This window comes from Pseudoalteromonas sp. TAP-3C (assembly GCF_059888565.1).
The window spans coordinates 1,060,785-1,074,601 of record NZ_CM187618.1 but is presented as its reverse complement, the minus strand read 5'-3'; the positions used below and the strand labels follow the sequence as shown (position 1 = coordinate 1,074,601).

General features: G+C 41.6%; 12 protein-coding genes and 10 tRNA genes. 20 read left to right on the top strand and 2 right to left on the bottom strand.

The genetic code is table 11. The features are described from left to right. The 15 genes from ispE (at position 1) to AC6H44_RS04985 (ending at position 6,177) form a co-directional block, all read left to right on the top strand. Positions 1-858 (top strand): 4-(cytidine 5'-diphospho)-2-C-methyl-D-erythritol kinase, encoded by an 858-nt coding sequence (ispE, locus tag AC6H44_RS05055; RefSeq protein WP_500737840.1) that lies wholly within the window; start codon positions 1-3, stop codon positions 856-858. Positions 859-944: 86 nt separating this feature from the next. Continuing rightward, positions 945-1,892 (top strand): ribose-phosphate pyrophosphokinase, encoded by a 948-nt coding sequence (locus AC6H44_RS05050; protein WP_500737839.1) that lies wholly within the window; start codon positions 945-947, stop codon positions 1,890-1,892. A 149-nt stretch (positions 1,893-2,041) separates the two neighbouring features. Continuing rightward, entirely contained in the window at positions 2,042-2,656 is a 615-nt protein-coding gene (locus tag AC6H44_RS05045) for a 50S ribosomal protein L25/general stress protein Ctc (RefSeq protein ID WP_500737838.1), read from the top strand. Between the two features lie 18 nt (positions 2,657-2,674). Beyond that, a complete protein-coding gene (gene pth, locus AC6H44_RS05040; protein WP_008115166.1) occupies positions 2,675-3,259 on the top strand; it encodes an aminoacyl-tRNA hydrolase in 585 nt (194 codons plus the stop codon). 53 nt (positions 3,260-3,312) lie between these two features. Then, on the top strand, positions 3,313-4,404 hold the full coding sequence (gene ychF / locus AC6H44_RS05035; protein WP_500737837.1) for a redox-regulated ATPase YchF: 1,092 nt from the start codon (positions 3,313-3,315) through the stop codon (positions 4,402-4,404). A gap of 235 nt (positions 4,405-4,639) precedes the next feature. Continuing rightward, a tRNA-Met gene (locus tag AC6H44_RS05030) sits at positions 4,640-4,716 on the top strand. Positions 4,717-4,859: 143 nt separating this feature from the next. Next, positions 4,860-4,944: transfer RNA gene (locus AC6H44_RS05025), tRNA-Leu, on the top strand. A 38-nt stretch (positions 4,945-4,982) separates the two neighbouring features. After that, positions 4,983-5,057, top strand: a tRNA-Gln gene (locus AC6H44_RS05020). A 5-nt stretch (positions 5,058-5,062) separates the two neighbouring features. After that, positions 5,063-5,139: transfer RNA gene (locus AC6H44_RS05015), tRNA-Met, on the top strand. Between the two features lie 256 nt (positions 5,140-5,395). Beyond that, positions 5,396-5,480, top strand: a tRNA-Leu gene (locus AC6H44_RS05010). A 40-nt stretch (positions 5,481-5,520) separates the two neighbouring features. Then, positions 5,521-5,595 (top strand) — tRNA-Gln (locus AC6H44_RS05005). A gap of 146 nt (positions 5,596-5,741) precedes the next feature. Next, positions 5,742-5,826: transfer RNA gene (locus AC6H44_RS05000), tRNA-Leu, on the top strand. A 40-nt stretch (positions 5,827-5,866) separates the two neighbouring features. Continuing rightward, a tRNA-Gln gene (locus AC6H44_RS04995) sits at positions 5,867-5,941 on the top strand. A 37-nt stretch (positions 5,942-5,978) separates the two neighbouring features. Beyond that, a tRNA-Leu gene (locus AC6H44_RS04990) sits at positions 5,979-6,063 on the top strand. A 39-nt stretch (positions 6,064-6,102) separates the two neighbouring features. Then, positions 6,103-6,177: transfer RNA gene (locus AC6H44_RS04985), tRNA-Gln, on the top strand. A 140-nt stretch (positions 6,178-6,317) separates the two neighbouring features. Here the strand turns inward: AC6H44_RS04985 and AC6H44_RS04980 are convergent. Beyond that, the gene (locus tag AC6H44_RS04980) at positions 6,318-7,499 is read right to left on the bottom strand and encodes an FAD-dependent oxidoreductase (RefSeq protein WP_500737836.1); all 1,182 of its coding nucleotides are present in this window, start codon (positions 7,497-7,499) and stop codon (positions 6,318-6,320) included. A 257-nt stretch (positions 7,500-7,756) separates the two neighbouring features. On the opposite strand from AC6H44_RS04980, the gene miaB reads away from it, so the two are divergent. Genes miaB through lnt form a run of 5 tightly spaced genes read left to right on the top strand, consistent with a single transcriptional unit; the run spans position 7,757 to position 13,216 of the window. Next, complete coding sequence (gene miaB, locus AC6H44_RS04975; protein WP_500737835.1) at positions 7,757-9,202, top strand: tRNA (N6-isopentenyl adenosine(37)-C2)-methylthiotransferase MiaB; 1,446 nt, start codon at positions 7,757-7,759, stop codon at positions 9,200-9,202. A gap of 54 nt (positions 9,203-9,256) precedes the next feature. Continuing rightward, a complete protein-coding gene (locus AC6H44_RS04970) occupies positions 9,257-10,315 on the top strand; it encodes a PhoH family protein (RefSeq protein ID WP_500737834.1) in 1,059 nt (352 codons plus the stop codon). A gap of 4 nt (positions 10,316-10,319) precedes the next feature. Further along, positions 10,320-10,778, top strand: coding sequence for an rRNA maturation RNase YbeY (gene ybeY / locus AC6H44_RS04965; protein ID WP_500737833.1), 459 nt, complete (start codon positions 10,320-10,322; stop codon positions 10,776-10,778). 22 nt (positions 10,779-10,800) lie between these two features. Then, on the top strand, positions 10,801-11,685 hold the full coding sequence (corC, locus tag AC6H44_RS04960; RefSeq protein ID WP_500737832.1) for a CNNM family magnesium/cobalt transport protein CorC: 885 nt from the start codon (positions 10,801-10,803) through the stop codon (positions 11,683-11,685). Further along, entirely contained in the window at positions 11,666-13,216 is a 1,551-nt protein-coding gene (gene lnt / locus AC6H44_RS04955; protein WP_500737831.1) for an apolipoprotein N-acyltransferase, read from the top strand. The genes corC and lnt overlap by 20 nt, the downstream gene beginning before the upstream one ends. 185 nt (positions 13,217-13,401) lie before the next feature. Here lnt and AC6H44_RS04950 read toward each other — a convergent pair whose 3' ends face one another. Further along, the gene (locus AC6H44_RS04950; protein WP_500737830.1) at positions 13,402-13,722 is read right to left on the bottom strand and encodes an FxLYD domain-containing protein; all 321 of its coding nucleotides are present in this window, start codon (positions 13,720-13,722) and stop codon (positions 13,402-13,404) included. Between the last annotated feature and the right edge of the window lie 95 nt (positions 13,723-13,817).

Genomic DNA, 13,817 nt, shown 5'->3' with positions numbered 1-13,817 from the left:
ATGCATACTCTCACTGAATTTTCGCTGATCGCGCCGGCTAAACTAAATTTATTTTTACATATTAATGGTCGCCGTGATGACGGTTATCATGAATTAGAAACGCTGTTTACGTTTTTAAACTATGGTGACCAGCTTTATTTTGAGCTAACCGATGACGCTAAAATTAGTATTAGCGGCGACACTCAAGGCATTGCCCAAACCGACAACTTAATTTACAAAGCAGCCTTATTACTGCAAAATTTTTGTAAAGTGAGTATGGGTGCAAAAATAAATTTAACTAAACGTTTGCCCATGGGCGGAGGCGTTGGTGGCGGTTCCTCTGACGCAGCTTCAACTCTGTTAGCCCTTAATAAACTTTGGAATACGTCGCTATCGCTTGATGAACTGGCAAATTTAGGGTTAAAACTGGGCGCCGACGTACCTGTATTCATTAAAGGTAAAAGTGCTATAGCGCATGGCATTGGTGAGCAACTCGAGTACGTTACATTACCACAAAAATGGTACTGCGTTGTTTTTCCAAATCAACATGTCAGCACTGCACAAATATTTACTCACCCTGATTTAAAACGTAACACGCCTAAACTTTCTGGCGACTGGCAACAACAGATTTTAACTAACGATTGTGAGCCTTTAGTGAAAAAGCTGTGTCCCGAGGTTGAAAAAACCCTCCAGTGGTTGCTAAAATACGCTCCATCAAAGATGACCGGAACAGGTTCATGTTGTTTTGTTGAATTTGCGAGTCAAGTTCAAGCACAAGATGTACTTGCTAATCTCCCCCATACTTGGCAGGGGTTTGTCGCATCAAGCGTCAACACTTCTGCTGCTCATACGGAGTTAGCCGCCATATTTGATAAATGAAGTAACGTACAAGTAGTCATAAGTTAACTTATTTTGTTGATGCAATGTAAGTTAGTCCAAAAATTCAGTGCCTGAGGAACCCTACCGTGCCTGACATGAAGCTCTTCGCTGGTAACGCAACACCTGAGCTAGCTCAAAAAGTTGCAAAACGTTTATATATTGAATTAGGCGATGCTGCTGTTGGCCGTTTTAGTGACGGTGAGATCAGTGTTCAAATTAATGAAAATGTCCGTGGCTCGGATGTTTTTATTTTACAATCAACCTGCGCCCCTACAAACGATAACCTGATGGAACTTATCGTTATGGTTGATGCTCTACGCCGTGCGTCTGCTGGTCGCATTACGGCTGTTATTCCATATTTTGGTTATGCTCGTCAAGACCGTCGTGTACGTTCTGCCCGTGTGCCAATTACAGCTAAAGTAGTGGCGGATTTCTTATCAAGTGTCGGGGTTGACCGCGTTCTTACGGTTGATTTACACGCTGAGCAAATCCAAGGCTTCTTTGATGTACCTGTGGATAACGTATTTGGCAGCCCTGTGCTGTTAGAAGATATGAAAAACCGTGATTTTGAAGACGTCGTGGTAGTATCTCCTGATATTGGTGGTGTTGTTCGTGCTCGTGCAATTGCAAAACTATTAAATGATACCGATTTAGCTATTATAGATAAACGTCGCCCACAAGCTAACGTTTCTCAAGTAATGCATATTATTGGTGACGTTGAGGGCCGTGATTGTATTATTGTTGATGACATGATTGATACTGGCGGTACATTATGCAAAGCCGCAGAAGCCTTAAAAGAGCACGGCGCTAAGCGTGTATTTGCTTACGCTACTCACCCAATTCTTTCTGGTAAAGCTGCAGAAAATTTACGTAACTCTGTGATTGACGAAGTGATTGTCACCGACTCTATTCCACTGTCTGAAGAACTAAAGGCGCTTGATATTGTTAAGGTATTAACGCTTGCAGATATGCTAGCAGAGACTATTCGTCGCATTAGCAACGAAGAATCTATCTCAGCAATGTTTGACCACTAACGCTAAACATTAATGAGAATAAAAGCGCCTTATGGCGCTTTTTTTGTAAGTGATGTTTATTTTATAAACTCGCAGTGGTATGATAGCGCGCCTTTTGGCTAGGGACCTTGGTCGCAAAGGCCCTAACACTTTTAATTATTGGAGACATCATGTCTAACACAACTTATACTTATGACGCTGAACTTCGCGTAGAAACTGGTACTGGTGCGAGCCGCCGCCTACGTCGCGAAGACAAAGTGCCGGCCATCCTTTATGGAGCTGATAAAGAAGCGGTATCGCTTACTCTTGCTCATAAAGATATGATTAAAGCACAAGAAGACGAAGGCTTTTACACTCACATTATTACATTAAATGTAGCGGGTGAAAAAGTTGAAGCTATTTTAAAAGATATCCAACGTCACCCTTTCAAGCCTAAGCTTACTCACCTTGATTTCCAACGTGTAGACGCAACGCATAAAATTGTAACTAAAGTGCCTTTACACTTCATCGGTGAAGAGAAAGTAACTAAGTTAGGTGCAACTGTTGTTCACCAATTAACTGAAGTTGAGATCACATGTCTTCCTCAGTCACTGCCAGAATTTATTGAAGTTAACGTATCTGACCTTGTTGTTGGTGATTCAATCCACCTTACTGATCTTGCATACCCTAAAGGTGTTCAATCTGTTGAGCTTGGTAAAGGCGAAGGCCACGATCAGTCTATCGTTACTATCAAAGCTAACAAAGCAGCTCCAACTGAAGACGACGCTTCAGACGCTGCAGAATAATATTTAAGGTCTCGCACCTTGAATTCTATTCAAATGCTTGTGGGCCTGGCTAATCCAGGCCCCGAATACGCAAATACACGCCACAACGCAGGTGCTTGGTTCATTCAAGAACTCGCTGCACGCTACAACTGCACGTTAAAACACGATCCTAAATATCATGGCCTTACAGGCAAAGTGATAATTCAAGGCAAAGAATTCAAATTACTGATCCCCACCACTTACATGAACTTAAGCGGCAAAGCGGTGAGTAGTTTAGCCAATTTTTTTAAAATCCCCGTGGAAGACATTTTAGTTGCCCATGATGAATTGGATTTAGACCCAGGTGTTGCTAAATTAAAAAAAGGCGGCGGACATGGTGGTCATAATGGCTTAAAAGACATTATTGCAAAAATGGCAAATCAAAAAGACTTTATGCGCTTACGCATAGGGGTTGGTCATCCTGGACATCGTGAAATGGTCACTGGTTGGGTGCTTGGTAAAGCAGCTAAAGAGGATCAAGAAAAAATGGATGCCGCAGTTGATGAAGCAGTTCGCTGTATGGAAATACTTGCTAAAGACGGTGTGTTAAAAGCACAAAACAGACTACATTCGTTTAAACCCTAGCTTTTAGGGTCACGTACGCACGTTTTAAATGAATCTAAACAAGGTATCTTACTATGGGTTTTAAATGTGGCATCGTTGGCTTGCCTAATGTTGGCAAATCAACACTTTTCAATGCATTGACTAAAGCGGGTATTGAAGCCGCTAACTTTCCTTTTTGTACCATTGAGCCTAATACAGGTGTGGTACCGGTGCCAGATCCTCGCCTAGATGAACTTGCTAAAATTGTTAACCCACAACGTATTATTACAACTAGTATGGAGTTTGTGGATATTGCAGGTTTAGTAAAAGGCGCATCAAAAGGTGAAGGCCTAGGCAATCAGTTTTTAGCAAATATTCGTGAAACCGATGCAATAGGTCATGTAGTTCGCTGTTTTGTTGATGAAAATGTTATTCACGTAGCCGGTAAAATTGACCCTGCCGATGATATTGACGTGATCAACACCGAACTCGTACTTGCTGATATGGACAGTGCTGAAAAAGCAATATTCCGCAATGCGAAAAAAGCAAAAGGCGGCGATAAAGACGCCAAAGAGCAAAACGCGGTACTTGAAAAAGTAAAAGTGCATCTTGATGAAGGTTTAACACTGCGCTCATTAGCACTGACAAAAGAAGAAAAAGCAGCGATTGCGCCAATTAACTTCTTAACCATTAAACCTACCATGTATATTGCCAACGTAGCTGAGGATGGGTTTGATAATAATCCGTTGCTTGAGCGCGTACGTGAAATAGCAGCCGCTGAAGACGCAGTAGTTGTACCTGTTTGTGCAGCTATTGAATCTGAGCTTTCTGAACTTGAAGATGAAGACAAACTCGAGTTTATGGCAGATTTAGGTCTTGAAGAGCCTGGTCTTAATTTAGTTATACGCGGCGGTTATGAACTACTGCATTTACAAACCTACTTCACTGCAGGTGTTAAAGAAGTTCGCGCATGGACTATACCTGTAGGTGCAACCGCGCCTCAAGCTGCTGGTAAAATTCATACCGATTTTGAACGTGGCTTTATCCGTGCTCAAACAATTGCTTTTGATGACTTTGTTGCATATAAAGGTGAAAGCGGAGCCAAAGAAGCAGGTAAAATGCGTCAAGAAGGTAAAGAGTACATTGTTAAAGATGGCGATGTAATGAACTTCTTGTTTAACGTATAACGTTTCTTTATATTTTAAAGGCTCGATTTTCGAGCCTTTTTATATTGGTACTGATGAAAACAACTATAAAAAACACTGTTCAAAGCAGCATTTTAATTAAAAATTAGCCGGCTAGCCTATTTTTTCTGCAAACAAACCAACTTAAGTGTTTTTTTACAAAAAAGGTGTTGACGAATTTGGGGCATATCATCATAATACGCCCCGCACTCAGCAATGAAGTGTTAACAAAAAAGATGGCTAAGTAGCTCAGCTGGTTAGAGCACATCACTCATAATGATGGGGTCACAGGTTCAAATCCCGTCTTAGCCACCATTTATTTTTTGTTGCTCAATGAAGAGTTTAAAATAACTACCTTTCTTTGATTAATTCAAAGTAATAGTGCAGGAGTGGCGGAATTGGCAGTGGTCTTGAATTAGACGCTGGATTTAGGTTCCAACACATTAATACCTGTGTATGCGGGAGTGGCGGAATTGGTAGACGCGCTGGATTTAGGTTCCAGTATCTTAGGATGTGAGAGTTCAAGTCTCTCCTTCCGCACCATATTCTTGATAAGAATTAAAACTATCATTTGTTATTGTTGGGATATCGCCAAGCGGTAAGGCACCAGGTTTTGATCCTGGCATTCCCAGGTTCAAATCCTGGTATCCCAGCCAACAATGGCTAAGTAGCTCAGCTGGTTAGAGCACATCACTCATAATGATGGGGTCACAGGTTCAAATCCCGTCTTAGCCACCACTTATTTATTAAGTGGCTCTGCAAGAGTTAAATTGCAACTCAATGAAGAGTTTAAAATAACTACCTTTCTTTGATTAATTCAAAGTAATAATGCAGGAGTGGCGGAATTGGCAGTGGTCTTGAATTAGACGCTGGATTTAGATTCCAAAACATTAATACCGGTATATGCTCGATGCGGGAGTGGCGGAATTGGCAGTGGTCTTGAATTAGACGCTGGATTTAGATTCCAAAACATTAATACCGGTATATGCTCGATGCGGGAGTGGCGGAATTGGTAGACGCGCTGGATTTAGGTTCCAGTATCTTAGGATGTGAGAGTTCAAGTCTCTCCTTCCGCACCATATTCTTGATAAGAATTAAAATTATCAGAAAATTCTTAGTTGGGATATCGCCAAGCGGTAAGGCACCAGGTTTTGATCCTGGCATTCCCAGGTTCAAATCCTGGTATCCCAGCCAACTTCTTCTACCAAAGAATGTTGAATAGGAAAACTCTGTTAAGAGTATAAATATAAGCTTTTATGCAGGAGTGGTGGAATTGGCAGTAGTCTTGAATTAGACGCTGGATTTAGGTTCCAATACATTAATACCTGTGTATGCTCGATGCGGGAGTGGCGGAATTGGTAGACGCGCTGGATTTAGGTTCCAGTATCTTAGGATGTGAGAGTTCAAGTCTCTCCTTCCGCACCACATTCTTGATAAGAATTAAAACTATCAGCTAATTCTTTGTTGGGATATCGCCAAGCGGTAAGGCACCAGGTTTTGATCCTGGCATTCCCAGGTTCAAATCCTGGTATCCCAGCCAATTCTTTTATTAAAAGTATTGCATAAGAATAAGAACTGCGGGAGTGGCGGAATTGGTAGACGCGCTGGATTTAGGTTCCAGTATCTTAGGATGTGAGAGTTCAAGTCTCTCCTTCCGCACCATGTTCTTAATTAGAACTAAAACTCATCCAAATTTAGCGTTGGGATATCGCCAAGCGGTAAGGCACCAGGTTTTGATCCTGGCATTCCCAGGTTCAAATCCTGGTATCCCAGCCAATTTCAATATTTCTTCTATTACACTTATCTATTAATCTGCTACCACAACTATTTACTAACTATACCTACTAAGCATTTATATCTAAACATAAAAAAAGACCCTAATTTGAGCCTTTTCATCAATAAATTATTTAGTATTTTTAGCTAAGCTCACCACTTATTGCGTATTTTAATACCCAGCTTTTTACCGGCCCTGTATTATTAGCCAACTTTAAAAACGTGCTGCGCGCCCATTTTAAAGGGGCTATTTGATTTGAAAAACCAAAATAACAGGCATCCATCATACTCATCATTAATAAATTAGCCTTGCGGCGACTGCGCTCGTATTGTTGTAACATCAGCGGGCAACCCACATCATCAGCTGTACGAAGTACCTCAGCCAACGCGACAACATCTTGAAAGCCTAAATTAACCCCCTGTCCTGCTAGCGGGTTAATAGTATGTGCAGCATCACCCACTAAAACCAGCCTGCCTTGCGAGTAATTATTTGCATGCTGTCTGGCTAGAGGAAATATTGCATGGTTTTGTACTTCAAAATCACCAGCAAGTTTTGGAAACTTTTCTATTATGTATGCTTTTAATGCACTCGGTGATAGGTCTTTAAATGCCTTGAGCGTGTTTGCATCGTCATACCAAATTAAATTAGCGTAAGGTGCCTGCATAGGCAAAAATGCAATAGGCCCTGTAGGTGTAAACTGCTGCCATGTTTTAACTTGTTGCGGCGCATCAAGCTTTATTAGTACGCCCATACAATGCTGCTGATATTGCCAACCTGTTATTCCAATATTAGCTTTGCTGCGTAATTGTGATTGCCCGCCATCGGCTGCAATCACTAAGTCAGCGCTATAGCTTTGCTCGTTGTAGTGTAAAGTAATGCTATCAAGGTTTTGTTCAATCGCCGTTAAAGTTGATGAAGGATTAATCATTTCAATATTATGCAGCGCAAATTGCTGCCATAAACTGGCTTGAATTAATTTATTTTCGATTAAATGGCCTAAATGGGTGGTGTTAATATCGTTACAGTCAAATAATAAATGATCGTTACCACGCTCAAAGGCTTCTAATTGTTCATAGGCTGCTAATCTACTTTGACGAAGTAATGGCATAGCACCTAACTGCTCAAGCAATTTTTCAGAAAAACGATTAATAGCTGAAACCCGTATATCAACCTCGTCACACCTGAGTACCTGCTGGGCGTTTATTGGGTGTTTTTCAATCACACGTACGGCTTTGCCTTGTTGCGCTAATTTAATCGCCATGGCCGCACCAACCATGCCGCCCCCTACTACAATTACATTATTTTTAGCCATGTTTTTCATCATTTTATTTCTGACTGAACTCTGTTTTGATTGTATCGTAATTAGCTTACTCAGTGTGAGCGCTTCGCTTAATTCTCTTATTAAACCCATGCAATATTGATTTCAGATCACAAACATGAAATCTATACTTGGTTTTGCGTGTGTATCCAGCTAAAATACGCGTCCTTTAAGTCGAGCGAAATTTTAATAATTACGCCACTTATGTCTGTTTCTAGCACATGTTTGTGCCACTATCGAATTGAACACGAGGCTATATTTCAATGAGCAAAAAGCTGCATATTAAAACCTGGGGTTGTCAGATGAACGAATACGACTCTCAGAAAATGGCTGATCTTTTAGATGCTACTAACGGCTATCAGCTAACTGAAGAAGCCGCTGATGCCGATGTTATCTTACTTAACACCTGTTCGATTCGTGAAAAAGCACAAGAAAAAGTATTCCACCAACTGGGTCGTTGGAAGTTATTAAAAGATGACAAACCCGACCTTATTATAGGTGTTGGCGGTTGTGTGGCATCGCAAGAAGGTGATTCAATTCGCCAACGCGCCCCATTTGTAGATGTTATTTTTGGCCCACAAACTTTGCACCGCTTACCTGAAATGATTAAGCAAGTGCAAGGCAACAAAGGTTCATCGGTCGTTGATATTTCATTCCCTGAAATTGAAAAATTTGACCGCCTACCAGAACCAAAAGCTGACGGCCCCTCTGCATTTGTATCGATTATGGAAGGCTGTTCAAAATATTGTACTTTTTGTGTTGTACCTTACACCCGTGGTGAAGAAGTAAGCCGCCCTGTTGATGATGTATTATTAGAAGTAGCGCAACTGGCCGAGCAAGGCGTACGTGAAGTAAACTTGTTAGGGCAAAACGTCAATGCCTACCGGGGTGATACACACGATGGCGAAATTTGCTATTTTTCAGATCTTATTCGGTTAGTGGCCGCGATTGACGGAATTGACCGTATTCGTTACACCACTTCGCACCCGGTTGAGTTTACGCCTGATATTATTGATGCGTACGCCGATGTACCTGAGCTGGTTGATCACTTACATTTACCTGTACAAAGTGGTTCTGATCGTGTTTTAAACTTAATGAAGCGAGGCCATACTGCACTTGAGTACAAATCAACGATTCGTAAGCTGCGTAAAATTCGCCCTAACTTAAGTATGTCGTCAGATTTCATCATAGGTTTTCCTGGTGAAAGCAAGGCCGACTTTGAAGCTACTATGAACCTTATCAACGATATTGGTTTTGATATGAGCTTTAGCTTTATTTACAGTGCACGCCCAGGGACGCCAGCAGCCGATTTACCCGATGACGTAACTGAGCAAGAGAAAAAAGAGCGTCTGTATTTATTACAAAACCGCATTACCCAAATGGCGCAGCAAATTAGTCGTCAAATGTTTGATACCGAGCAACGTATTTTAGTTGAAGGTCCATCTAAAAAGAACCCAATGGAGTTACGTGGCCGTACTGAAAACAACCGTGTAGTTAATTTTGTTGGCCCGCACACAGTGATCGGTCAGTTTGTTGATGTACGTATTACCGAAGCACTACCAAACTCTTTACGGGGTGATTTAATTCGTACAGAATCACAAATGAATTTACGTCGCGACATTGCGCCTTCTGCTATTTTAAGTAAAGCAGCGAGTGAGCCAAAAACCGAGACAACTAACGAAATTGGCGTTGCTACTTACGCACCTTAGTTGCAACAACTCATTGTGCCAGTTAACGCTGGCGCACTGTAATAGGAAGTCATTTTGAGTAATCAATTAAAAACATTAGAGATTTATTTAGAACCTGCTGACAACAAACGCCTTTCTTCATTATGCGGCCCGTTTGACGAAAACATTAAACACATTGAACGCCGCCTTGGGGTTGAAATTATTCATCGTGATAACTTTTTTAAAGTAACTGGTAAGCTTCACAGTAGCGCCGGCGCGGTAGAGATCTTAAAAAACCTTTATATTGATACTCAGCCTGTACGTGGCGAAATTGGCGAAATTGAGCCTGATAACGTGCATTTAGCCATTGCTGAATCTAAAACGCTGGAGCAAGATACCTCTGATAACGCCTACGGCAAAGACATGATGATTAAAACTCGCCGTGGCGTTATTAAACCGCGCAACGATAATCAAGGCTTGTATGTTGCTAATATTTTGCACCACGACATTACCTTTGGTATTGGCCCTGCTGGCACGGGTAAAACCTATCTTGCCGTTGCCGCCGCCGTTGATGCGTTAGAACGCCAAGAAATTCGCCGTATATTACTCACTCGCCCTGCGGTTGAAGCGGGTGAAAAACTCGGCTTTTTGCCCGGTGATTTAAGCCAAAAAATAGACCCTTACCTGCGCCCACTTTACGATGCTTTATTTGAAATGCTTGGTTTTGAACGCGTTGAAAAACTCATTGAAAAAAACATTATTGAAGTAGCGCCTTTAGCTTATATGCGTGGTCGTACGCTCAATGATGCGTTTATTATTTTAGATGAGAGTCAAAATACCACCACAGAACAAATGAAAATGTTTTTAACCCGCATTGGCTTTAATTCTAAAGCGGTGATCACCGGCGACATAACCCAAGTTGATTTACCTCGCGGTGCGCGATCTGGCCTTCGTCATGCTATTGAAGTATTAGATGGGGTTGATGAAATTAGCTTTAACTTTTTCAAATCTCACGATGTGGTACGCCACCCTGTAGTAGCACGGATTGTAGAAGCCTATGAGCGTAATGATGAGCGTGAACGCCTCAAGCGATTAGAAAAACAACAAGCTAAAGACGCGCTGGGTGCTCAAGAGCGCCCCGCGACTAAAGAGTAATACCGTGAAAACAGAACTTGATTTACAAATAGCATGTGAATTTGACAACTTACCCAGCCTTGAGCAGTTTGCAATGTGGGCCGATAAAGTGCTTAGCCAATACCGCGACGAATCTGAGCTGAGCATAGTAATTAGTGATGAAGCACAATCGCAACAGCTTAATAATGATTATCGTGGTAAAAATAAGCCCACTAATGTATTGTCATTTGAATTTGAAGCGCCACCGGGTATTGATATCCCACTTGTGGGTGACTTAATTATTTGTCCGGCCATTGTTTTGGCTGAGGCACAAGAGCAAGAAAAGTCATTTCATGACCACTTTGCACATATGGTTATCCATGGATGCTTGCATTTACTTGGGTTTGACCATATAAATAGTGAAGATGCGTTAGAGATGGAAAGCATAGAAAAGCAAATACTTTCTGAGCTAAACATAGCCGACCCATATCGGGACGATATTTAAATAAACGGAGTGATTAAACGTAATGAGCGACGATAACTCGCAATCTAGCCAGGGTTCTTCTGGCAAGACTTGGCTGGGTCGTATAACCCAGATGTTGCAAGGAGAACCCCAGAATAGAGAAGAGCTGGTTGAGGTGATTGCCGATGCACAAGAACGCAACATAATAGACCCAGAAACTAAAGATATGATTGACGGTGTGCTTGGCGTGTCTGAGCTTAAAGTGCGCGATATAATGATCCCGCGCTCACAAATGGTCACTTTAGAAATTGATAAAGCGCTTGAAGAACACATTCCTATGATGGTCGACTCTACCCACTCTCGTTTTCCGGTTGTGTGTGAAGACAAGGACCACGTAGAAGGGATTTTACTCGCAAAAGATTTATTGCCCCTCATTTTAAACAAAGATGAGCATTTACCATCACTACGTGATTATTTACGCCCTGCTATGGTGGTGCCTGAAAGTAAACGGGTTGATACGCTGCTCAATGAATTTCGCCAACAGCGCTATCACATGGCAATTGTCATTGATGAATACGGTGGCGTATCGGGTTTAGTAACGATTGAAGATATTCTTGAGATCATTGTTGGCGAAATCGAAGATGAGCACGATGAAGAAGAAGAACAACAAGATATTCGCCAACTCGCTAAGCATGTTTATGTTGTGCAAGCACTCACGCCTGTCGATGACTTTAACGAGTATTTTAAATCAGGTTATAGCTCGCAAGATACCGATACGATAGGCGGTACCGTATTACATGCCTTTGGTCATATGCCAAGTCGTGGTGAAACCATTGATATTGACGGATTTCAATTTAAAGTAACCAATTCTGATAACCGTCGTATTTTACAACTGCAAGTCACCATTCCTAAGGCTGATGATAACGACAGTGAAGAAACTGCTAACTAGTCTTACCCTACTAGCAAAAGATAAAAAAGCATGGCTCGCACTGGTTGCGGGCCTAGTTTTAACCTTCAGCTACGCACCTTTTGGCATCTGGCCAATTGTATTTTTTAGCCTCGGTGCACTTTTTTTCTGTATTCCTCCCCACCTTACTGGCAAAGCACATGCAACAGCAGCCGCTAAATATGGTTTTATATTTGGCTTAGGTTGGTTTGGTGCCGGGATAAGCTGGGTGCATGTCTCTATTGCCACTTTTGGCGGCATGCCACTAATTGCCTCTATTTCATTAATGGTTTTGCTATGTAGTTACCTTGCGTTATTTCCAGCGCTGGCGCTGTGGGCAACCACTCGTTTTTCACGCGGTTCTAAAAGCTTTGCTGCGCTACTTATTACCTGTTTTGCGATTAGTGAATATTTGCGGGCCAACCTGTTAACCGGTTTTCCATGGCTCAGCTTTGGTTATACACAAACCGACAGCCCACTTAACGCCCTCGCTCCCTTTATTGGCGAGTTTGGACTCACACTGCTATGTATCGCCATTGGTTTTGCATTGTACTGCTTAACCCAAAAACAATTTAAAATACCTGCTATTACCGCTGCCGTGGTTATTTTAGCCTTTACAGGCGCACATTTTACAAAGGCAACTCATTACTCCGATAAAAACCTTTCAGTCCTGCTTGTACAAGGTAATATAAAACAACACTTAAGGTTTGATCCCAGTGAGTTTTGGACCACCATGAGTAAATATCAGGATATGACACGCTTACATTGGGATGCTGATTTAATTGTATGGCCCGAAGCCGCAGTGCCTGAAATAGAAGCCTTGGCCAATTCATATTTAGCAGGTTTAGACAGTGCCGCCTCATTTAATAAAACAGCATTAGTAACCGGTATTGTTGATTACCAACACGACACTAAAACCATTTTCAACACCCTGATTGTAATTGGTAACAAAGAGCAAAATGATGAACACGGCCACTATCGCTACCTAGATAGTAACCGCTATCAAAAGCATCAACTATTACCTATTGGTGAGTTCGTTCCCTTTGAAGCGTTACTGCGCCCTATTGCCCCGTTATTTGATTTACCTATGTCATCGTTTTCTCGTGGCGATAAAGTGCAAAATAACCTACGCGCAAATGGGTTTAACCTGCTGCCCGCTATTTGCTACGAAATAGCGTTTGCCGATTTAGTGCGCGGTAATTATAAAAGTAGTTCTGACTTACTGTTCACAGTAAGTAACGATGCTTGGTTTGGTGACTCAATCGGCCCTCATCAGCATATGCAAATTGCCCGCATGCGCGCCCTAGAACTACAGCGCCCATTGGTACGTGTAACCAACAACGGCATAAGCGGCGTATATGACCCCATCAGCCAAATACGCCAAACTATGCCACAATTTGAAGCAACCACACTTAAAGCCAATATAAAGCTCATAGAAGGGGATAGCGTGTATAGCCAGTATGGCAATATGTTTGTGTGGGGAGTTGTGTTGCTGCTGGGTATTTGTGGGTTTGCAGTTAGGCTGAGGAAATAAGCTATAGCTAAGCTATCAGTAACAAAAAGACGTTTATTGTTGGGTTTCGCTTCGCTCTACCCAACCTACGAAAATTCAATACGGCTGTAATTTATTATCATAACCCAATTTCTTCCGACCACCGCTCCCAACTAAATAACTTATTTAGCATCAATATTTGCCCTAAAAACACTCGAATACATAGGTTAAAACCACTTAACTTTTAGCTTTGTCGAGTGAATTTTACTTGCTTGTGGCCTCAGTAAATTACATTTAATATCAACATAGCTAATTTCGCTAGGTTTTAGAAAGCTGTCTGTGCTTTTGCCTACACAGTTACCAATAAACTTGCCATTTTTGTCAAATGTAGAAGCAATAACGGTTCCCGTATAAATGCTCTCATCAGTGATATTTTTTAATTCAGCCGCTATTCTTACTTGACCATTTTCTTTGTATATTTCAGAAAGAGTAAGTTTATAGTTATTGTTAAATTCATCGGTTGTTTCTAATGCTTTATTAGAAACCATTGTTTTAAATCCACTGTCAACATCAGCGGAGATTGTAAGGGCGACTACACTAATGCCACCAAGCATTGCTATTACAGACCCAACTCCCCAAAAAA

What these genes read in the sequence shown, in the direction of transcription:
- ispE (WP_500737840.1), top strand. Translation starts at nt 1, where the DNA reads ATGCATACTCTCACTGAATTTTCGCTGATCGCGCCGGCTAAACTAAAT.
- AC6H44_RS05045 (WP_500737838.1), top strand. Translation starts at nt 2,042, where the DNA reads ATGTCTAACACAACTTATACTTATGACGCTGAACTTCGCGTAGAAACT.
- ychF (WP_500737837.1), top strand. Translation starts at nt 3,313, where the DNA reads ATGGGTTTTAAATGTGGCATCGTTGGCTTGCCTAATGTTGGCAAATCA.
- AC6H44_RS04980 (WP_500737836.1), bottom strand. Translation starts at nt 7,499, where the DNA reads ATGATGAAAAACATGGCTAAAAATAATGTAATTGTAGTAGGGGGCGGC.
- miaB (WP_500737835.1), top strand. Translation starts at nt 7,757, where the DNA reads ATGAGCAAAAAGCTGCATATTAAAACCTGGGGTTGTCAGATGAACGAA.
- corC (WP_500737832.1), top strand. Translation starts at nt 10,801, where the DNA reads ATGAGCGACGATAACTCGCAATCTAGCCAGGGTTCTTCTGGCAAGACT.
- AC6H44_RS04950 (WP_500737830.1), bottom strand. Translation starts at nt 13,722, where the DNA reads ATGGTTTCTAATAAAGCATTAGAAACAACCGATGAATTTAACAATAAC.